The organism is Streptomyces sp. EDA2-14 (assembly GCF_054963755.1).
Genome location: NZ_JBUEGE010000004.1, coordinates 51322 through 71012, shown reverse-complemented (window position 1 = coordinate 71012; position 19691 = coordinate 51322). Strand labels below are relative to the sequence as shown.

Here is a 19691-nt window from a genome sequence, read left to right as displayed (position 1 = left end):
TCAGGAGGTGACGGGCTGCCTCAGGACGGCGACCTGACGGGGCTCCAGGACGAGCCCGTCCCCCTCGGTCTCCGGCCCGACGAGCACCTCACCGGTCGGCCCCGGCAGCGCCACCCGCTCGTCGCTCCGGTTGACCAGGAAGACGTAGCGGTGCCCGGCGTCGCGCCGCACGACCTGCTCGACCCGCCCCCGCGCCTGCTCCGGGAGTTCGCTGCGCACCCCGGCGGGCGCGAGCAGCTCGGGCAGCAGCAAGGTCAGGCCGTCGACGCCGAGGCGGGTCGAGACGTACGAGGCCGAACCGCGGCCGGTGCCGCGCCGGGTGACGGCCGGACGGGACGCGTACGTGCCGGTGCGGTACCCGGCGAGCACCTCGACGTCCGTGCCGGTGACGGAGATCCGGTCGGTCCACAGGCTGCCGGTGGTGCCGTTGTCCAGGTCGACGGTGGCGCCGTCGAGCAGCGGCCCGAACTCCTCGATGCGGATGCCGAGGACGTCGCGCAGCGCACCCGGATAGCCGCCGAGCCACACGTGGTCGTTCTCGTCGACGATCGCGGAGAAGTACGTGGTGACGAGGTGGCCGCCGCCCTCGGCGTACCGGGTCAGCTCCTTGGCCAGCGGCTGCGGCACCACGTGCAGGACGGACGCGATGACGACGTCGTACGCGGACAGGTCGGTGCGGTGCGCGGGCACCACGTCGGCGCGGATCCCGAGGCGCAGGAGCGCCGAGTACCAGTCGAGGGCCTCGCGGTGGTAGTCGAGGCGGGAGGTCGGGTGGGAGTCCTGCTCGCTGGTCCACCACGAGTCCCAGTCGAAGAGGATCGCCACACGGGCGGGTTCGCGCACGCTGCCGGCGATCGGGGCGAGCGCGTCGAGGGTGCCGCCCAGCTCGACCACGGAGCGGAAGAGTTCGCTGTCGGCCCCGGCGTGCGGGAGCATCGCCGAGTGGTACTTCTCGGCGCCCGCGGCCGACTGGCGCCACTGGAAGAAGCAGACGGCGTCGGCGCCGTGCGCCACGTGCAGCAGCGAATCGCGGGCCAGCTCCCCCGGCCTCTTGGGCACGTTGACGGGCTGCCAGTTCACGGCGCTGGTGGAGTGCTCCATCAGGAACCAGGGCCGGTGGCCCGCGATGCCGCTGGTGAGGTTGGCGGAGAAGGAGAGCTCGTCGCGGTCCTGCGGGCCGGGGACGACGTAGTGGTCGTTGGCGACGAAGTCCACCTCGTCCGCCCAGTCCGCGTAGTCCATGCCCTTGGTGCCGCCCATCACCATGAAGTTGGTGGTGACGGGGATGTCCGGGGTGAGCTCGCGCAGGATCGCGCGCTCGGCAAGGAGATGGTCCTTGAGCGCGTCCGACGAGAAGCGCTTGAAGTCGAGCTGCTGGGTCGGGTTGGGGTGCGAGGCGGCGAGCCGCGGCGGCAGGAGCTGCTCCCAGTCGCTGTAGCGCTGCGACCAGAAGGCCGTCCCCCAGGCGTCGTTGAGGGCGTCGAGCGTGGTGTAGCGGCGGCGCAGCCAGGCCCGGAAGGCGCGGGCCGCGTCGTCGGAGTGGTCGTAGACGTTGTGGCAGCCCAGCTCGTTGTTGACGTGCCAGGCGACCAGGGCCGGGTGGTCGGCGTAGCGGGAGGCGAGTCGGCGGACGAGGTGCAGGGCGTGCTCGCGGAAGACGGGCGAGGTGGGCCGCCAGTGCTGCCGGGCGCCGGGCCACAGCGTCTCGCCGCTCGCGGTGACGGGGAGGATCTCCGGGTGCGCAGCGGTGAGCCACGGCGGCGGTGACGCGGTGGCGGTGGCCAGGTCGACGCCGATGCCGCCCGCGTGCAGCCGGTCCATGATCTCGTCGAGCCAGCCGAAGTCCCAGGTGTCGGCGACGGGCTGGAGCCGCGCCCAGGAGAAGATGGCGAGGGAGACGACGTTGACCCCGGCCTCACGCATCAGCCGGATGTCGTCCGCCCACACCTCCCGTGACCACTGCTCGGGGTTGTAGTCGGCTCCGTAGCCGAGGCGCCGGGTGCCGTCCGAGCTTGTCGCGTACGGGAAACGGGAGGTGAGGGGGGCGACCATGAACGTCCTTCCAGGAATGCGGAGTTGAAGCCGTGCGCGCTACTTCTCGACGGTGAAGCCCTGCTCGTTGCCGTACTTGACGGACGCGTCCTGCCAGGACTTCAGCCCGGCGGTGAGCCTGGCCGAGGAGACGTACGCCTTGCCGACGGTGTCGTTGAAGATCGAGTTGGCGTACACCTGGAACGGCAGGTACTTCCAGTCGGTGGGCACGCTCTTCGCGGACTCGGCGAAGATCTTGTTGGCCTTCTGACCGCCGAAGTACGGGAACTCGGTGTTCTGGAACGACGAGGAGTTCAGGTCCTTCGTCGTGGCCGGGAACGCGCCGTTCTTGACGCGGGTCTGCACGCCGGCACCGGAGTTGGCGTATTCGACGAACGCGTAGGCGAGCTCCTTGTTCTTGCCGAGCTCGGGCAGCGCGAGGGAGCTGCCGCCGTTCTCGGAGCTGGTGTGCGCGCCCTTCTCCCACTGCGGCAGGGGGGCGACGCGCCAGTCGCCGGAGGCGCCCTTCACACCGGAGGCGAAGTTGGCGGGCATCCAGGCGCCGATGGGCAGCGTGGCGATGGTGCCGTCACCGAGGCCCTTGTACCAGTCGTCGGTCCAGCCGGTGACGGGCGAGACGAGCTTGTCGTCGATCAGCTTCTGCCAGGTGTCGGTGTACTTCTTGGCGCCCGCGTCGGTGAAGTCGATGCCGACCTTCGTGCCGTCGACCTTGTACGGGTGCGAGCCGGCCTGCCACAGCAGGCTGGTGGTCAGGCCCGCGTCCCCGACGTCGCTGGTGATGTACGCCTTCGGGTCGGCCTTGTGCAGCGTGCGGGCGGCCTCGACGTACTCGTCCCACGTCGTCGGGACCGCGATCTTGTGCTTGTCGAAGACCTTCTTGTTGTAGAAGAGCGCCATCGGGCCGGAGTCCATGGGCAGTCCGTAGACGCCGTCGCCGGACTTGACCGAGTTCCACGGCCCGGGCGAGTACGAGTCGGCCAGCTCCTCGGCGCCGTACGGCTTGAGGTCGTCCAACTGCTTGGTCAGGGCGTACTGGCCGAGGGCGTAGTACTCGATCTGCGCGACGTCCGGGACGCCCTTCTTCGCCGAGATCGCGTTCGACAGGGCCTTGTACTGGTCGTTGTTGGTGCCCGCGTTGACCAGCTTGATGTCGACCTTCGGGTACTTCTTCTCGAAGTCGGCGGCGACCTGCTTGAGGGTGGGCTCCCACGCCCACACCGTGACGGTGCCGCCCTTCTTGAGAGCCGACTGTATGTCGGCCGAACCGACCTTCTTGTCGGCGGCGTCGTCATCGGAGCCGCCGCAGGCGGTGGCCCCGAGGGCGAGGGCGCAGAGGAGACCGATGCCGCGCAGAACGCGGCGGGAGTGCTGGGGCATGGGCGTGCTTCCACTTCGTCGTGGTCGGGCAGGGGGCATGCGGGGGGTGAACTGCGCGGCTGCGCCTACTCCTTGACGCTTCCGGCGGAGAGGCCGGACTGCCAGTACTTCTGGAGCAGCAGGAAAGCGGCGATCAACGGCACGATGGTGAGCAGCGAGCCGGTGAGCACGAGATGGGGGATGGCGTCGCCACCGGCCGTCTGCGCCTGCTTGTTCCAGGAGTCGAGGCCGAGCGTGAGGGGATACCAGTCGGGGTCCTTCAGCATGATCAGCGGCAGGAAGTAGTTGTTCCAGGTCGCGACCGTGGTGAAGAGCAGGACGGTGACGGTGCCGGGTGCGAGCAGCGGCAGGGCGACCTGGAAGAAGGTGCGCAGCTCGCTCGCGCCGTCGATGCGGGCGGCCTCCATCAGTTCGGCGGGGATCGCCTCGGTGGCGAACACCCACATCAGATACAGGCCGAACGGCGAGATCAGCGAGGGGATGACGACGGCCCACGGGGTGTCGGTGAGCCCCATCTTGCTGAACATCAGGAACGTGGGCACGGCGAGCGCCGTGCCCGGCACCGCGACCGCCCCGATGACGACGGCGAACACGGCGCGCTTGCCCGGGAAGGCGAACTTGGCGAGCGCGTACCCGCCGAGGACCGCGAGGAAGGTGGCCCCGCCCGCGCCCACCACCACGTACAGGAGGGTGTTGAGGAGCCAGCGGCCGAAGACGCCGTCCTGGTACGTGAAGGTCGCGCCGATGTTGTGCCAGAGGTCGAAGTCGCCGTCGAACCAGAGGCCGAACGAACGGGCAAGGCCCTGCGGGGACTTGGTGGCGCTGATCACGAGCCACACCAGCGGCAGCAGGCTGTAGACGAGGACGACCCCGGTGAGCACGGTCAGCGGGACGCTGCGCCGGGGGCGGCCGGCGGTGCGCCGCCGTACGGTGCGCAGGCGCGGGGCGGCGGGCTTGAGCGGTGTCGTGGACCGCACGGACGTGGTGGTGGTCATCGCGCTCACGCTCCCTTGCGCATGCCGCGCAGCTGGACGACGTAGGCGACGATCATCGTGATCACGCCCATGACGATGGCGACCGTCGCGGAGTAGTTCTGCTGCTGGCCCGCGAAGGACAGCGAGTACGTGTAGAAGTTCGGCGTGTAGTCCGTGGTGATCGCGTTCGGCGCGAGCTTCTGGAGGATCGCCGGCTCGTTGAAGAGCTGGAAGCTGCCGATGATCGAGAAGATCGTGGCGATGACGAGGGCGCCGCGGATCGCCGGGAGCTTGATGGCCGTGATGACGCGCCACTGTCCGGCGCCGTCGATCTCGGCCGCCTCGTACAGCGAATGCGGTACGACGCGCAGCGCGGCGAAGAAGATCAGCATGTTGTAGCCGACGAACTCCCAGGTCACGATGTTGCCGATGGACGCGAGGACCAGGTCGGCGGAGAGCGGGTCGGGCAGTTTCGTGCCGAAGGCGTCGCCCAGGTCGCCGACCAGGCCGTAGCGGGTGCCGTACATGAAGCCCCACATGAGGGTCGCGACGACGGCGGGGACCGCGTAGGGCAGGAAGACGGTGATCCGGAAGAAGTCCTTGCCGTAGAGGCGGCCGCTGTCGATCGCGAGGGCGACGAGCAGGGCGATGCCCAGCATGACCGGCACCTGGATCAGCAGGAACAGGCCGACGCGCAGCACCCCGTCCCAGAACCGGCCGTCCTGGAAGGCCTGTTGGTAGTTGTCGAGGCCGACGAAGGTGGTGCCGCCGATGAGTTGTGTACGGAACAGGCTCAGATAGACCGAGTACGCGAGCGGCGCCAGGAAGACCAGGGCGAAGACGAGCGCGAAGGGGCCGATGAACCCCCAGCCCGTCCACGAGCGGCGCCGCCTCACGGCGACCGGCGGTTGCAGCGTGGTCATCTCGCGTCCCTCACTCGTCCATGCGTCACAGGTCGCGATGTTTGCGTAAACATCCTTGGGCGTGAAGGACCCGACAGCTGTTATGTTTACGTAAACATTCGGTGGCGGCATGTCTACACTGCCCCGAGGACGACGGTCAAGAGTCGGTGAGGGACACGGTGACAACCAAGGAGAGCGCCCCGCAGGGCGGCAGGCGCCGGACACAGAACGCGTCGATGGCTGACGTCGCCCGGGTCGCGGGCGTCTCGTCCCAGACGGTCTCCCGCGTCTCGAACGGCTTCCCCGGCGTCAACGAGGAGACGCGCGACCGGGTCCGCGCCGCGATGAAGGAGCTCGGCTACCGGCCCAACAGCGCGGCGCGCGCGCTGAAACGGGGCGACTTCCGCACCATCGGCGTCATCACGTTCACGCTGTCCACGACGGGCAACATGCGCACACTGGAGGCCATCGCCACCTCGGCCGCACAGGAGGGCTACGCGGTCACGCTGCTCCCGGTCGCGGTGCCCACGCAGGACGAGGTGCGCGGCGCGTTCTCACGGCTCGGCGAGCTGGCGGTGGACGCGGTCATCGTCATCATGGAGGTCCACCTCCTCGACTCGGCGAGCCTCACGCTGCCGCCGCACGTGAAGGTCGTCGTCGCGGACTCGGACGCCGGCGACCGATACGCGGTGGTGGACACGGACCAGGCGGGCGGCACCCGCGACGCGGTGCGCCACCTCCTCGACCTGGGCCACCGCACGGTCTGGCATCTGGCGGGCCCCTCCGACTCGTACGCGGCCCAGCGCCGAACGGACGCCTGGCGCACGGCACTTGAGGCCGCGGGCCGCGCGGTCCCACCGCCGGTGCGGGGCGACTGGTCGGCCGAGTCGGGCTACCGCGCGGGCCTGCGCCTGGCCGAACAGGCCGACTGCACCGCGGTGTTCGCGGCGAACGACCAGATGGCGCTCGGCCTGCTGCGGGCCCTGGAGGAGCGCGGCCGCAAGGTCCCCGAGGACGTCTCGGTCATCGGCTTCGACGACATCCCCGACTCCGGCTCGTTCCAGCCCCCGCTCACCACGGTCCACCAGGACTTCGCCGAGGTCGGCCGCCGCTGCGTGGACAGCGCGCTGCGCCAGGTGCGCGAGAGCGAGGCGGAGCGGGGCACGACACTGGTGCCGACGCGCCTTGTGGTGCGGGAGAGCACGGCGGCGGCGCGGCGGGGGTGACCCGCGGCGCGCACGTCAGACCGCGATGCCGAGCCCCTCGACGACCACGGCGCCCGGGAGTTCGGACAGGGCCTTGCCCGGCACGATCAGCTTGCCGCGGCGGGTGCCGCTGCCGATGAGGACGTGCGGGAGGTCGACGACGGCCGCGTCCACGAGGACCGGCCAGTCGGCGGGCAGGCCGATCGGGGTGATGCCGCCGTACTCCATGCCGGACTCGCCGGTCGCGGTGTCCATCGGGGCGAACGAGGCCTTACGGGCGCCGAGTTGACGCCGCACCACCCCGTTCACGTCGAGCTTCGTCGCGGACGGGACGACGCAGGCCGCGAGGGTCGTCTCGCCGCCCCGCTTGCCCGCGACGACGACGCAGTTCGCCGAGGCGTCGAGCAGCTCGGGCCCGTAGTGCTCGACGAACGTCGCCGTGTCGGCCCACTCGGGGTCGGTGTCGACGTGGATCAGGTCCCGCGCGGGCACCGTGCCGCGCCAGTCGCGCACGGCGTCGGCGACGGGCCGGGTGAGCAGGTCGAGGGCCTCGGGGGCGGCGAGTACGTGGTCGAAGGTGCCGATGGGTGCGCGCATGGCGGCACGCTAACAGCCACCGCGCGCCCGGCGACCGGGCGTCTCAGCGTACGAAAGGCACCGATACGGCCATGATCATTTCGAGGTCCCCGGTGCCGTCGTTGCGGTAGGAGTGCGCGGTGCTCGCCTCGAACGAGACGCTCGCCCCCGTGGGCACCGTGTGCTCGGCGCCGTCCACGACGAGGGTCAGCACACCGGCCGTGACATGGACCAGCTCGACGGTGCCCTGCGGGTGCGGGTCGGAGTCGCTGCCGTCGCCGGGCACCAGCCGCCAGTCCCACATCTCCAGCGGGCCCTCGGACTCGGTCCCGGCCAGCAGCCGGTTGTAGCTGCCCGCCTCCGAGTGCCACAGGCGCACCGCCTGGTCCTCCGTCACGATGCGGACGTTGGGCCCCTGCTCGTAGTCGAGCAGCGTGGTGATGCTGACCCCGAGCGCGTCACCGATCTTGACCACGGTGCCGATGCTGGGGTTCGTCCGGGCCTGCTCGATCTGGATGAGCATGCCGCGGCTGACGGCCGCGCGGCCGGCGAGCGCGTCGAGGGTGAATCCGCGCTCGGCCCGCCAGTGCTTGACGTTGCGCGCGAGTGCCTGGTTCAGGAGATCGAGGTCCGCCACGTTCCATCCAGGATAGGGATCAGGGTTCAATATTTTGGATGACAGCGTTCAGTTCATTGGACTACGGTGTGGTGCACCAAAGCGTCCAGCAAACTGTACTGCGAGGTCCGGCATGACAGCACTCTTCGCCCTGGCCACCGCCCTCCTGTGGGGGCTGGCCGACTTCGGCGGCGGGCTGCTGACGCGACGGACGCCCGCGCTCACCGTGGTGGTCGTCTCGCAGACGATCACCGTCGTCGTGCTCGGCGCGATCGTGCTCGCCACGGGCGCCTTCTCCGAAGCGGGACCGCAGTTGTGGTTCGCCGTCGCCGCGGGGCTGGTCGGGCCCGTCGCCATGCTCGCCTTCTACAAGGCGCTCGCCCTCGGCCCGATGGGCGTCGTCTCGCCGCTCGGCTCGCTCGGCGTCGCCGTGCCGGTCGGGGTCGGTCTGGTGCTCGGCGAGCGGCCGGGGCTGCTGCAGTTCGCCGGGATCCTGGTCGCCGTCGCGGGCGTGGTCCTCGCGGGCGGGCCGCAGTTCAGGGGGGAGCCCGTGCAGCGGCAGGCGGTGCTGCTGACGCTGCTCGCGGCGTTCGGCTTCGGCGCGGTGATGGCGCTGATCGCGGAGGCGTCGACGACGCTGACCGGGCTGTTCCTCGCGCTGTTCGTGCAGCGGGTGACGAATGTCGTGGCGGGCGGGGCCGCGCTGCGGGTGTCCGCGCGGCGTGGGGGTGCCGTGCGGCCCGCTGCCGCGGAGGGCGGGTGGGGGCTCGTGCGGGCCTCGTTGCCGGCGCTCGCGTTTGTGGGGCTTGCGGATGTGGCGGCCAACGGGACGTATGCGCTGGCCGCTCAGGAGGGGCCGGTGACGGTGGCGGCGGTGCTGGCGTCCTTGTATCCGATCGTTACGGCGCTGGCTGCGCGCGGGGTGCTGAGCGAGCGGCTTCGTGGGGTGCAGGCCGCGGGGGCGGGGCTGGCGTTGGTGGGGACGGTGCTGTTGGCCACGGGTTGATGTCACCCACCCGTGGTTGCACCCACGGGGCTCCGCCCCGGACCCCGCGCCTCAATCGCCGGCGGGGCTCGAAAGACTCGGGGCCCTGCCCCGGAGCCCGCGCCCCGATCGCCGACGGGGCTCGAAAGACTCGGGGCCCTGCCCCGGAGCCCGCGCCCCGATCGCCGACGGGGCTTCAAAGATCGGGGCCCTGCCCCGGACCCCGCTGCTCAATCTCCCCCAGCTACCGCTGGGAGGTGCCCCCTGCAGGGGCTTGATTTGCCCAAGGCGGCGCACGGTGCCGCGCAACCGAATGCGGGGCACAGGTCAGATTCGGTAGCGGCGGAGGGCGGGGACCGTGAAGGCCAGGGAGAGCATTGCCACGACGACCAGCAGGCCGCCGCCGGCCACCGCCGGCTGCGCGCCGAAGGCCGAGCCCGCCGAGCCGTGCAGGACGTCCGCCAGTCGCGGACCGCCCGCCACGACCACCGTGAACACCCCTTGCATCCGCCCACGCATCTCGTCCGTCGCCGCGGACAGCAGGATCGCCCCGCGGAACACCATCGACACCATGTCCGCGACCCCCGCCACCGCGAGGAACACGACCGCGAGCCACAGATTCCCGCTCAGCCCGAACCCGGTGATCGCGAGGCCCCACGCCACGATCGCCCCGATCACCATCCACCCGTGCCGCTTCGCCCGCGAGAACGTCCCGGAGAACAGCCCGCCGACCACCGCCCCGATCGGAATCGCCGCGAACAGCAGCCCGAGCGCGAGCCCCTCCCCGTACGGCGCGTACGTCTCCGCGGCGAGCTGCGGGAACAGCGCGCGCGGCATGCCGAACACCATCGCGATGATGTCCGCGAGGAACGACAGCAGCAGCACCTTGCGGGTGGACATGTAGCGGAAGCCGTCGACGATCGCCCGCACCCCCGCCCGCTTCGCCGCCACCGCGGCCAGCGGCGGCAGGGCCGGCAGCCGGTACACCGCCCACACGGTGACGCACAGCGCGAGCGCGTCGATCAGGTACAGCTCGGGCAGCCCGATGACGGGGATCAGGACGCCTGCCAGCAGGGGACCGACCACCTGGCCCGTCTGCATCACCGTCGAGCCCAGCGCGTTCGCCGCCGCCAATTGGCTCGCGGGGACGAGCCGCGCGATGGACGCGTTGCGGGCCGGGGCGTTCAGACCCCAGAACGCCTGCTGCATCGCGAGCAGCACCATCAGCACGCCCACCGAGTTCAGCCCGGACACCGCCTGCAGCCAGAACAGGACCGAGGTCACGGCGATGCCGCTGTTGGTGATCAGGAGCAGCTTGCGCCGGTCCATGTGGTCGGCGATCGCGCCGCCCCACAGCGCGAACACGACGAGCGGCACGAGCCCCGCCATGCTCGCGGCGCCGACCCACGCCGAGGACCCGGTGATGTCGAAGATCTGCTTCGGCACGGCGACGGCGGTGAGCTGGCTGCCGACGGCCGTGACGATGGTCGAGGACCACAGGCGGCGGTAGGCGGGGATGCGCAGCGGTCGGGTGTCCATGGCGAAACGCCGCCAGCCGCGCGGCTTCGCCTCGGCCTCCGTGCCGTCGGCGGCCCGGCTCCCCTCGGCGGCCCGGCTCTCGTCGGCGGTCCGGCTCTCGTCGCTCGTCCCGCTCGTCCCGCTCGTCCCGCTCGTCTCGCTCTTGTCCACGACTTCCCTGATTGCTCGCTACATCTATCCGGTCCGGGGTTCAGTGTCCCAGGCGTCGTCGTCGAGTTCGGACAGAGCGAGCAGTTGGTCCGGAGTGACCCCCTCGGGGATCGCCCGCGGCGCCGGTGTCCTGAGCGGCGGCTGCCAGCCGGACTCCGCGTCCCAGCTGCGGACGACGCGTGCGGGCGCGCCCGCGACCACCGCGTGGTCGGGCACCTCGCCGCGCACCACGGCCCCGGCCGCGACCACCACGTTCCGGCCGATGCGGGCGCCCGGCAGGATCACGGCGCCGGTGCCGATCCAGCAGCCGGGACCGATCTCGACCGGTTCCATCCGGGGCCACTGCCTGCCGATGGGCTCGTGCGGATCGTCGTACGAGTGATTGGTCGAGGTGATGTAGACGTACGGGCCCATGTAGACGTCGCTGCCGATCCGCACCGTCGTGTCGGCGATGACATGGCTGCCGCGCCCGATCACGACACCGTCGCCGAGGGTCAGGATGGGGTCGGGGCCGAGGTCCAGGTCCGGCATCAGGCCCGCGGTCAGGGTCACTTGCTCCCCGATGATGCAGTGCGCGCCCAGCCGGATCCACGGCTCGCCGAACACCGTGCCCTGGGGGAACGCGAGCTTCGTACCGTGCCCGATCGCGCCGAACCGGTGCCCGCCCGGCTGCCGCGCGGTGACCGCGCCCTTGCGCTGCGCCCAGCGCCAGCCGGCCTGGACGAGCCGGTGGCCGAGCCCACCCTTGTCACTCCGCTTGTTCGGCACGGCGACACGTTACCCACGCGTAGCTTCCACCCCCACCTCGATGCCCTGTGATCTTCGCCCCACAGAACGACGGGAGTTCGCGGGTACGGTTCGGTGGGCGCGACGCATGCATGACACGTACGACACGTAGGGAGCACAGACCTCATGTCCCACGAGGCACTCGTCACCGGGATCGGCGACAAGGAACCGAAGGTCGACCCGGAGGCGTTCACCGCCCCGACGTCCGTGGTGGTCGGCGACGTCACGCTGCGCGCGGGCGCGAGCGTCTGGTACGGGGCGGTGCTGCGTGCCGAGTTCGAGCCGATCACGCTCGGCGCCGACAGCAACATCCAGGACAACTGCACCGTGCACGTCGACCCCGGATTCCCGGCGACGATCGGCGAGCGCGTCTCCGTCGGCCACAACGCGGTGCTGCACGGCTGCACCGTGGAGGACGACTGCCTCGTCGGGATGGGCGCGACCGTCCTCAACGGCGCGGTGATCGGGGCGGGTTCGCTGGTCGCGGCGCAGGCGCTGGTGCCGCAGGGGATGGTCGTGCCGCCCGGTTCACTGGTCGCGGGTGTCCCGGCGAAGGTGCGGCGCGAGCTCTCCGACGAGGAGCGGGAGATGGTCACGCTCAACGGGACGCATTACGTGGAGCTGGCGAAGGTGCATCGGGAGGCGCACCAGTAGTCGCTCACCGGTGGCGGGGTTGCGGTCACGGGGCTCCGCCCCGGACCCCGCTCCTCAATCGCCGGAGGGGCTTGAATTACCTCCGGACGCCGACGGGGCTTGATGTGCCTCAGCTCGCAGGCTCGGGCTCCGCCTCCGCCGCCTCGTGTTCCGCCGCCATCTTCGCCGCCCGCCGCTTCACGATGAGCATCGAACCGAGGCCGATCAGGACGGCCACGCCGAGGCCCACGTAGGAGAACTTCTTGAGCCAGTCCTCCGCGACCACGCCCACGTAGTAGATGACCGCGGTGGTGCCGCCGGCCCAGACGATGCCGCCCAGCACGTTCGCGATGAGGAACTTCCAGTACGGCATGTGCAGGACGCCCGCGAGCGGTCCCGCGAAGATGCGCAGCAGCGCGACGAAGCGGCCGAAGAAGACGGCCCACATGCCCCACTTCTCGAAGGACCGCTCGGCGGTGGCGACATGGCCCGGCCCGAAGTGCTTGGGGAACTTGCGGCCCATTTTGGCGAGCAGTGGTCGGCCGCCCTTGCGGCCGATCGCGTACCCGATGGAGTCGCCGACGACGGCGCCCGCGCTGGCGCAGGCCCCGAGGACGAACGGGTTGACGTCGCCGTGCTGCGAGGAGAGCAGGGCCGCGGAGATGAGCACGATCTCGCCGGGCAGCGGGATGCCGAGGCTTTCGATGCCGATCACCCCGGCCACCAGGGCGTAGACGGCGACCGCCGGAATCGTGTCGAGCCATTCCTGGACGTGCATCGACGTCGCCTCCCGTACCCACCAAAGTGCCTGTGCCCGGCGCGCGCTCCCCTCCGGTACGCGCACGCCGGGCAGCCTACCTGCTCCCTATGACGCGACCGCGTCCCAGAAGGCGCAGTGCCAGGCGCGACGAACATCGATGTGGACGGTGATCCCGCTCACTCGACCACCGCCTCCGTGCTCTGCGACAGGTCCCCGGCCGAGGCACCGAGCCATACGGTGCGCGGGCCGGTGCCGAGGACCCAGTCGTGCGCTGCGCTGTCCCACGACGAGAGGGTGCGGGGCGCGACGCGCACGGTGACCCGCCGCCGCTCCCCCGCCCCGACCTCGATGCGGCGGTACCCGCCGAGGATCCGTACGGCCTGGTCGACCCGGACGTCCGGTGACGGACCGACGTACACCTGGGGCACCGCGATGCCCGCCCGCCGCCCGGTGTTGCGCACGGTGAAGCCCACGTCGAGACCGCCGCCGGTCCAGCGCGCGGTCAGTCCCTCGTACGCGAACGTGGTGTACGAGAGCCCGTGCCCGAACGGGAACAGCGGCCGCACCTTCTGCGCGTCGTACCAGCGGTATCCGAGGTGGATGCGCTCCGAGTACTCCTCGACACGGTTCACGCCCGGGTAGCGGCGCGGGTCGCCGGACATCGGGTGGGTGGCCTCCGAGGTCGGGAAGGACTGGGTGAGCCGGCCCCCGGCGTCGCAGTCCCCGTACAGGACGGCGGCGGTGGCTTCCGCGCCCTCCTGGCCCGGGTAGTACATCTGCAGCACGGCGCCCACCCGGTCGAGCCACGGCATGGTGATCGCGGAGGAGCTGTTGAGCACCACGGTCGTGCGGGGGTTGGCGCGGGCCACCGCCGCGATCAGGGCCTCCTGCTGGTCGGGCAGCGCGAGCGAGGTGCGGTCCGAGCCCTCGGTGGCGTCCTCGTACGCGAAGAGGATCACGTGGTCCGCGCCGCGCGCCGCCCGCACGGCCTCGGCGACATCGCCCGCCCGCATCGCCCCGGTGACCCGCCGCAGCCGGAACGTCTGCCCCTGGTCGCCGCCCTTCGCCGTGATCCGGAGGCGGTGCGCCCCGGCCGTCAGGTCGAGGGACGTGCGGCGCACGGCGAGCCCGTCGGGTGCGAGGGCGACGAGACCGCCGCTGAAGTGCTCGGCGCTGCCGCGCAGTTTGGGGAAGAGTTCGGTGCCGTCGAGGACGACCTTCGGCCGCTCGCCCGAGTAGTGGACGGCGAAGGTCCAGTCGTCGTCCTCGTCGACCGTGAGCGTCCCCTCGTACGTCCAGGTCCGCCCTGCTCCGACCGTCTGCTCGGCCAGCCCGGCCGCGGGGGCGAGCGCGCCGCCGGGCAGGTCCTGTCCGTAGACGTCGGCGCCGACGGCGTACGTCACCGAACCGCCCCTGCCCGCACGGGCCTTGATCGCGTCGTACGGGCTGTCGGCGTGGTCGGGGACGACGTGCGCGCTGCCGCCGCCGCTGACGAACGGGATGTGGCCGGTGATCCCGAGGACGGCGACGGAGTCGCCCTCGGGCAGCGGCAGGGTGCCGCCGCGGTTGTGCAGCAGGGTCGCGCCCGCCTTGGCGACGTCGAGGGCGACGGCCGCGCCCGCCGCCGCGTCCCGGCCGGGCCGGGGCGGCGCCTCCGCGGCGAGCAGCCCGAACCGCTCCATCACCGACAGGATCCGGCGCACCGCCCCGTCGACCTGCGCCTCGGGCACGGTGCCGTCCTGGACAGCCTTCTTCAGCGCGGCGCCGAAGGCGATCTCGCCCGGCATCTCCATGTCGAGCCCCGCGGCCATCCCGGCGACGGTGGTGTGCGCGGCGTACCAGTCGGTCATCACCCAGCCCGCGAAGTGCCACCTCTCCCGCAGGATGTCGCCGAGCAGCTCCTTGTTGTCGCAGGCGTACGTGCCGTTGACCTTGTTGTACGCGCTCATGACCGAGCCCGCGCCGGCGCCGACGGCGGCCTCGAAGCCGCGCAGCTCCAGCTCGTGCATGGTCTGCTCGTCGGCGCGCACATCGACCGACGTGCGGTTCTTCTCCTGGTTGTTGAGCGCGAAGTGCTTGACGGTGGCGATCAGGCCCTCGTCCTGGATGCCGCCGATCTCCTCGACGACCATGTCGGAGGAGAGCAGCGGGTCCTCGGAGAACGTCTCGAAGTTGCGGCCCGCGTACGGCGTGCGGATCAGGTTGACCATCGGCGAGAGCAGTACGTCCTGGCCGAGCGCGCGGCCCTCGCGGCCGATGACCTCGCCGTAGCGGCGGGCGAGCGCCGGGTCGAAGGAGGAGGCGAGGAGGACGGGGGCGGGCAGGGCGGTGGCGTGCTGCGTGACGCGGACGCCCGCGGGGCCGTCGGCGAGGCGCAGCGGCGGGATGCCGAGGCGGGGGACGCCGGGGATGTAGCCCGCCTGGCCGAGGTCGTCGGGGTCCTGGCCGCCGTGCAGGAAGGTCAGCTTCTCGTCGAGCGTGAGCCTGCCGAGCAGCGATTCGACCGTGCGTCCGGCGGATCGGTCGGGCCGCCGCGACGACGCCTCGGCAAGGCCCGGTAGGCCGGTGGTGACGGCGGCGGCCACCACGGCCGCGCCGCCCATCCGGCGCAGGGCCACCCGTCTGGAGATGCCGTCGGTACTGCTTCCGCTGTGGGGCATGGGCTGTCTCTCCTCGTTGCGTTCGAGCATTCAACGCACTGTGCGACAGAACGGACCTGACGCCTCGTTAGACACCACAAAACCGCAGCGGAAACTACGACCGGCGCTGACTCGTGTCAACAGATCGAACAAGAAGCGCGAGGGGCGCCACCCCTGCCGGACGGCACCCCTCGCGCGACACGGCCGCGGTTCAGCTGTTGGGACGCAGCGTCCAGACGACCGTCATCTCGCCGGTCACGGCCCCGTCCTCGCGCGTGATCGCGATGCTCACCGGGAACTCGGGGCGCTCGCCCGCGTCCAGCTCGGCGACCACGTCGGCGGCCGGGCGGCCGAGCGTCGCGGTGGCGGTGACCGGACCCATCGCCAGCTTCTTGTACGCGATGTCGGCGCTCACGGCGAGCGGCACGGCACGGGAGAGCTGGTCGCCGAAGGCGGCGAGCACGATGGCCCCGCTCGCGGACTCGCCGAGCGTGAACATCGCGCCGGCGTGCGGTCCGCCGACGTGGTTGTGGTAGTCGGCCTGGTCGGGCAGCGAGACGACCGCCTTCTCGGGCGTGGTCTCGTGGAACTCGAGGTTCAGGGTGCGGGCCATCGGCACCGTGGCGGCGAGCATCTCGCCGATGGACATCTGATCTGCGCTCATGCCGTGAATGTTACCCACCAGTAGCAAGCTTGACCATCCCCGCGCCCGCACGCGAAGAACCCGGAGATATCAGGCATCAGGCGATCAAACACTCGGTGTCCGGGTAATCGGTTTGTCGATTCGACCGCATGGCGGCGATAGTCCCTCCGTGACCTCTGCCGCCACCCCCGACCCGAAGCGTCCACGCCTCCGCCCCGCCTGGGCCGGACGGAACTACACGCTGCTCTCCGCCTCGGCGATCGTCACGACGCTGGGGTCGCACGGTGCGCTGATCGCCTCGTCGTTCGCCGTGCTCGACGCGGGCGGCGACGGCGGCGACGTGGGCCTGGTGGCCGCGGCCCGCACGCTGTTCCTCGTGGTGTTCCTGCTGGTCGGCGGCGCGGTGGCGGACCGGCTTCCGCGGCACCACGTGATGGTCGCGGCGAACGCCCTCAACTTCCTCTCCCAGGGCGCCTTCGCGCTGATCGTGCTGCAGGGCGATCCGAAGCTGTGGCAGATGATGGCGCTCAGCGCGCTCGGCGGCACGGGCCAGGCGTTCTTCAATCCCGCGGCCGAGGGCATGCTGATGGCCTCCGTCTCCGGGGAGCAGGCCAGCCGCGCGTTCGCCCTGTTCCGGATGGGGATGTCCGGGGCGGGCGTGGGCGGCGCCGCGCTCGGCGGGGCGATGGTCGCGGCCTTCGGGGCCGGCTGGGTGCTCGCCGTGGACGCGGTCGCATTCCTGGTCGCGGGCGGGCTGCGGATGTTCCTCGACGTGCGGCACATCCCGCCGCGGCAGCCCGGCGGGCTCCTCGCCGACATGCGGGTCGGGTGGCGGGAGGTCGTCGGCCGGCCCTGGCTGTGGACGATCATCGTCCAGTTCGCGGTCGTGGTCGCGGTGGTGGGCGCCGCCGAGGCGGTGTTCGGTCCGCTGGTGGCCCGCGACGAACTGGGCGGGGCGGGCCCGTGGGGCCTCGCGCTCGGCGCGTTCGGCGTGGGCACGATCCTCGGCGGACTGCTGATGATGCGCTGGAAGCCGCAGCGGCTGCTGTTCGCGGCGACGCTCTCGGTGTTCTCGCTCGCGCTGCCGTCGGCGGCGCTCGCGGTCCCGGTGCCGCTCGGGGCGCTGATCGCCGTGATGTTCGTCAGCGGCGTCACCATAGAGATCTTCGGCGTCTCCTGGATCACCGCCCTGCACCAGGAGATCCCCGAGGAGAAGCTCTCCCGCGTCTCCTCCTACGACTGGTTCGGCTCGGTGGCGATGGTGCCGCTGGCCACCGCGCTCGCGGGACCCGCGGAGTCCGCCTTCGGGCGCACGGCCTCGCTGTGGGGCTGCGCGGCGCTCGTGGTCGTGGCGACGACCGCCGTCCTGTTCGTACCGGACGTACGTCACCTGCGGCGGCGCGAGACGGGCGGGGCCAAGGTCACCGAGGGCGGCGGCCGGGCCGCGACGGACTCCGTCACCCCACTCTGAACGAGCCCCCGGGCGGCTCCGGCGAGGGCACCGCGTCCGCCTCCGCCACCGGCTTCGCGTCGCCGACGAAGCGGCGCAGCGCGGCCCCGTGCTCCACGCGCGCGGGGAACGCGTCGCGGGCGGTGCGCCGGGCCAGCTCGGCCACCTCCAGCTCCTCGCGCGAGGCGAGCAGCACCGCGTTGCCGAACCGCCGCCCCCGCAGCACCGCCGGCTCGGCGATTAGCGCGACCTGCGGAAACACGGCGGAGAACGTGGCCAGTTGGGACCTCAGGAACGCGAAGGGCGCGCCGTCCGCGAGGTTCGCCGCGTACGTCCCGCCGGGTCGCAGCACCCGCGCCGCCTGACGCGCATACGCGAGGGTCGTCAGATGCGCGGGCACCCTGGAGCCGCCGAACACGTCCCCCACGAGCACGTCCGCCGAGGCGTCGGGCGCCGCCTCCAGCCAGGTTCGCGCGTCGCCGCCGTGCACCGTGATGCCCGCGTCGTCCGGCAGCGGCAGATGTTCGGCGACGAGCGCGAGCAGCCCCCGGTCCGCCTCGACGACGTCCTGCCGGGAGCCTGGCCGGGTGGCGGCGACGTAGCGGGGCAGGGTCAGCGCTCCCCCGCCCAGGTGCAGCACGTCGAGCGGCGCGCCTTCCTCGCCGAGGCAGTCGAGGACGTGGCCGAGGCGGCGCGCGTACTCGAACTCCAGGTGGGCGGGGTCGTCCAGGTCGACGTACGACTGGGGCGCCCCGTCCACCGTCAGGAGCCAGGCCCGGCCCCGGTCCACGTCGGGCAGCAGCTTCGCCGTGCCGTGGTCGACGTCGCGGGTGACGGGTATCGGCTCGTCTTCGGGGTCGGATGCGTTCACGCCCCTATTGTGCCGGGCGCAATTCAGGCCCCCGCGGCAATTGAGCGGCGGTCCCGGGACAGAGCCCCGAGACCGCCACCCCTCACTCCACAGACGTCACGGTGCCCGCGCCGACGGTCCGCCCGCCCTCGCGGATCGCGAACCCGAGGCCCGCTTCGAGCGGCACGTCCCGGCCCAGCTCGACCGTCATGGTGACGGTGTCGCCGGGCCGCGCGACGGCCGCGTCGCCGAGGTCGACGTCCCCCACGACGTCCGCCGTACGCAGGTAGAACTGCGGCCGGTAGCCGGTGGCGACGGGGGTGGTCCGGCCGCCCTCCGCCGTCGACAGCACGTACACCTGCGCGGTGAAGCGGCGGGCCGGCTCGACCGTGCCGGGCTCGGCGACGACGTGCCCGCGCCGCACCGCGTCGCGCGGCACCCCGCGCAGCAGCAGCGCGACGTTGTCCCCCGCCTGCGCCTCCTCCATCGGCTTGCCGAAGGTCTCGACGCCGGTGACGACGGTCTCGACGTCGTCGGCCCCGTAGACCCTGACCCGGTCGCCGACCCGCACGCGCCCGCGCTCGACGGCACCGGTCACGACCGTGCCGCGGCCGCTGATGGTCATGACGTTCTCCACCGACAGCAGGAACGGCGCGTCCACGTACCGCTCCGGCATCGGCACGTACGTGTCCACGGCGTCGAGCAGCGCCTCGATGGACGCCGTCCACCGCGGGTCCCCCTCAAGGGCGCCGAGACCGGAGACCCGTACGACGGGGACGGAGTCGCCGCCGTACCCGTGGGCGGACAGCAGCTCGCGGATCTCCAGCTCGACGAGGTCGGTCAGCTCCTCGTCGCCCGCGTCCGCCTTGTTGAGGGCCACGACGATGTGGTCGACGCCGACTTGCCGGGCGAGCAGGACGTGCTCGGCGGTCTGCGGCATGATCCCGTCGAGCGCCGAGACGACGAGGATCGCCCCGTCGAGCTGGGCGGCGCCCGTGACCATGTTCTTGACGTAGTCGGCGTGGCCCGGCATGTCCACGTGCGCGTAGTGCCGGGTGTCGGTCTCGTACTCGACGTGGGCGATGTTGATGGTGATGCCGCGCTGCGCCTCCTCGGGCGCCTTGTCGATGCGGTCGAACGCGACGTACCGGGTGCTGCCGCCGCCCGCGCCGCGGTCGGCGAGGACCTTGGTGATGGCGGCGGTCAGCGTCGTCTTGCCGTGGTCGACGTGACCCATGGTGCCGATGTTGAGGTGCGGCTTGGTGCGCACGTATGCCGTCTTGGGCATGGCGATGAGGTCCTTCCGGAACTTCCGGGAAAGTGGTGGCCTCCCATCGGGAGGCGGGGACCCCTGAGCCGGACCGACCCTCCCCCTGCGGGGTCCGCCGGAATGTCCGGAGAGGGTCAGCTTCGCGCGCCGCCGGCTGCTGCCGCGACGGCGGTCGGGAGGACGGCAGCCCGAGCCGCGCCCGCGACTGCGGGCGGAGCTGCGAGAAGGGTCTGCCGGAACATGTGCCAGATCTTCTCCGACGCGGCACCCCGCGTCGACCGAAT

17 protein-coding genes are annotated in these 19691 nt (G+C 71.7%); 4 read left to right on the top strand and 13 right to left on the bottom strand.

Annotated features, from left to right (window positions below; translation table 11 throughout):
- The 4 genes from ACY34M_RS13245 to ACY34M_RS13230 form a co-directional block, all read right to left on the bottom strand.
- Positions 1-2052, bottom strand: a complete 2052-nt coding sequence (locus tag ACY34M_RS13245; RefSeq protein WP_462717799.1) for a beta-galactosidase — start codon at positions 2050-2052, stop codon at positions 1-3.
- Between the two features lie 39 nt (positions 2053-2091).
- Positions 2092-3429 carry an ABC transporter substrate-binding protein gene (locus ACY34M_RS13240; protein WP_462717798.1) on the bottom strand — a complete coding sequence of 446 codons (1338 nt, stop codon included), beginning with the start codon at positions 3427-3429 and terminating at the stop codon, positions 2092-2094.
- Between the two features lie 65 nt (positions 3430-3494).
- The gene (locus ACY34M_RS13235) at positions 3495-4424 is read right to left on the bottom strand and encodes a carbohydrate ABC transporter permease (protein WP_462717797.1); all 930 of its coding nucleotides are present in this window, start codon (positions 4422-4424) and stop codon (positions 3495-3497) included.
- Positions 4425-4429: 5 nt separating this feature from the next.
- Positions 4430-5326, bottom strand: a complete 897-nt coding sequence (locus ACY34M_RS13230) for a carbohydrate ABC transporter permease (protein ID WP_462717796.1) — start codon at positions 5324-5326, stop codon at positions 4430-4432.
- 215 nt (positions 5327-5541) lie between these two features.
- Here ACY34M_RS13230 and ACY34M_RS13225 point away from each other — a divergent pair, with 215 nt between their 5' ends.
- The gene (locus ACY34M_RS13225) at positions 5542-6531 is read left to right on the top strand and encodes a LacI family DNA-binding transcriptional regulator (protein WP_462717795.1); all 990 of its coding nucleotides are present in this window, start codon (positions 5542-5544) and stop codon (positions 6529-6531) included.
- A 15-nt stretch (positions 6532-6546) separates the two neighbouring features.
- Here ACY34M_RS13225 and ACY34M_RS13220 read toward each other — a convergent pair whose 3' ends face one another.
- Together ACY34M_RS13220 and ACY34M_RS13215 are read right to left on the bottom strand one after the other, a co-directional pair.
- Positions 6547-7107, bottom strand: coding sequence for a YbaK/EbsC family protein (locus tag ACY34M_RS13220; protein WP_462717794.1), 561 nt, complete (start codon positions 7105-7107; stop codon positions 6547-6549).
- Between the two features lie 43 nt (positions 7108-7150).
- Positions 7151-7723 carry a helix-turn-helix domain-containing protein gene (locus tag ACY34M_RS13215; RefSeq protein ID WP_462717793.1) on the bottom strand — a complete coding sequence of 191 codons (573 nt, stop codon included), beginning with the start codon at positions 7721-7723 and terminating at the stop codon, positions 7151-7153.
- Between the two features lie 112 nt (positions 7724-7835).
- Here ACY34M_RS13215 and ACY34M_RS13210 point away from each other — a divergent pair, with 112 nt between their 5' ends.
- Positions 7836-8708 carry an EamA family transporter gene (locus ACY34M_RS13210; protein ID WP_462717792.1) on the top strand — a complete coding sequence of 291 codons (873 nt, stop codon included), beginning with the start codon at positions 7836-7838 and terminating at the stop codon, positions 8706-8708.
- 306 nt (positions 8709-9014) lie between these two features.
- Here ACY34M_RS13210 and ACY34M_RS13205 read toward each other — a convergent pair whose 3' ends face one another.
- Both ACY34M_RS13205 and ACY34M_RS13200 read right to left on the bottom strand, forming a co-directional pair.
- A complete protein-coding gene (locus tag ACY34M_RS13205) occupies positions 9015-10376 on the bottom strand; it encodes an MFS transporter (RefSeq protein ID WP_462717791.1) in 1362 nt (453 codons plus the stop codon).
- A 24-nt stretch (positions 10377-10400) separates the two neighbouring features.
- Positions 10401-11144 (bottom strand): acyltransferase, encoded by a 744-nt coding sequence (locus tag ACY34M_RS13200; protein ID WP_462717790.1) that lies wholly within the window; start codon positions 11142-11144, stop codon positions 10401-10403.
- 144 nt (positions 11145-11288) lie between these two features.
- Between ACY34M_RS13200 and ACY34M_RS13195 the strand changes: the two genes are divergently transcribed.
- Positions 11289-11816, top strand: a complete 528-nt coding sequence (locus tag ACY34M_RS13195; protein ID WP_462717789.1) for a gamma carbonic anhydrase family protein — start codon at positions 11289-11291, stop codon at positions 11814-11816.
- Positions 11817-11925: 109 nt separating this feature from the next.
- Here the strand turns inward: ACY34M_RS13195 and ACY34M_RS13190 are convergent, their stop codons facing one another.
- The 3 genes from ACY34M_RS13190 to ACY34M_RS13180 all read right to left on the bottom strand — a co-directional run bounded on the left by ACY34M_RS13190 (position 11926) and on the right by ACY34M_RS13180 (position 15843).
- The gene (locus ACY34M_RS13190; RefSeq protein ID WP_462717788.1) at positions 11926-12573 is read right to left on the bottom strand and encodes a DedA family protein; all 648 of its coding nucleotides are present in this window, start codon (positions 12571-12573) and stop codon (positions 11926-11928) included.
- 158 nt (positions 12574-12731) lie between these two features.
- A complete protein-coding gene (locus ACY34M_RS13185; protein ID WP_462717787.1) occupies positions 12732-15215 on the bottom strand; it encodes a beta-glucosidase in 2484 nt (827 codons plus the stop codon).
- Positions 15216-15405: 190 nt separating this feature from the next.
- Positions 15406-15843 (bottom strand): DUF4442 domain-containing protein, encoded by a 438-nt coding sequence (locus ACY34M_RS13180; RefSeq protein WP_462718230.1) that lies wholly within the window; start codon positions 15841-15843, stop codon positions 15406-15408.
- Positions 15844-16006: 163 nt separating this feature from the next.
- Here ACY34M_RS13180 and ACY34M_RS13175 point away from each other — a divergent pair, with 163 nt between their 5' ends.
- Entirely contained in the window at positions 16007-17308 is a 1302-nt protein-coding gene (locus tag ACY34M_RS13175) for an MFS transporter (protein ID WP_462717786.1), read from the top strand.
- Here ACY34M_RS13175 and ACY34M_RS13170 read toward each other — a convergent pair.
- Both ACY34M_RS13170 and tuf read right to left on the bottom strand, forming a co-directional pair.
- On the bottom strand, positions 17295-18158 hold the full coding sequence (locus tag ACY34M_RS13170) for a spermidine synthase (protein ID WP_462717785.1): 864 nt from the start codon (positions 18156-18158) through the stop codon (positions 17295-17297). The genes ACY34M_RS13175 and ACY34M_RS13170 overlap by 14 nt on opposite strands.
- An 82-nt stretch (positions 18159-18240) precedes the next feature.
- Positions 18241-19425, bottom strand: a complete 1185-nt coding sequence (tuf, locus tag ACY34M_RS13165; protein WP_462717784.1) for an elongation factor Tu — start codon at positions 19423-19425, stop codon at positions 18241-18243.
- Positions 19426-19691 lie beyond the last annotated feature (266 nt).

Coding starts and splice junctions, on each gene's coding strand:
- tuf (WP_462717784.1), bottom strand. CDS start 19,425: ATGCCCAAGACGGCATACGTGCGCACCAAGCCGCACCTCAACATCGGC.
- ACY34M_RS13180 (WP_462718230.1), bottom strand. CDS start 15,843: ATGTCCATCGGCGAGATGCTCGCCGCCACGGTGCCGATGGCCCGCACC.
- ACY34M_RS13185 (WP_462717787.1), bottom strand. CDS start 15,215: ATGCCCCACAGCGGAAGCAGTACCGACGGCATCTCCAGACGGGTGGCC.
- ACY34M_RS13230 (WP_462717796.1), bottom strand. CDS start 5,326: ATGACCACGCTGCAACCGCCGGTCGCCGTGAGGCGGCGCCGCTCGTGG.
- ACY34M_RS13225 (WP_462717795.1), top strand. CDS start 5,542: ATGGCTGACGTCGCCCGGGTCGCGGGCGTCTCGTCCCAGACGGTCTCC.
- ACY34M_RS13190 (WP_462717788.1), bottom strand. CDS start 12,573: ATGCACGTCCAGGAATGGCTCGACACGATTCCGGCGGTCGCCGTCTAC.
- ACY34M_RS13195 (WP_462717789.1), top strand. CDS start 11,289: ATGTCCCACGAGGCACTCGTCACCGGGATCGGCGACAAGGAACCGAAG.
- ACY34M_RS13210 (WP_462717792.1), top strand. CDS start 7,836: ATGACAGCACTCTTCGCCCTGGCCACCGCCCTCCTGTGGGGGCTGGCC.
- ACY34M_RS13220 (WP_462717794.1), bottom strand. CDS start 7,107: ATGCGCGCACCCATCGGCACCTTCGACCACGTACTCGCCGCCCCCGAG.
- ACY34M_RS13240 (WP_462717798.1), bottom strand. CDS start 3,429: ATGCCCCAGCACTCCCGCCGCGTTCTGCGCGGCATCGGTCTCCTCTGC.
- ACY34M_RS13245 (WP_462717799.1), bottom strand. CDS start 2,052: ATGGTCGCCCCCCTCACCTCCCGTTTCCCGTACGCGACAAGCTCGGAC.
- ACY34M_RS13235 (WP_462717797.1), bottom strand. CDS start 4,424: ATGACCACCACCACGTCCGTGCGGTCCACGACACCGCTCAAGCCCGCC.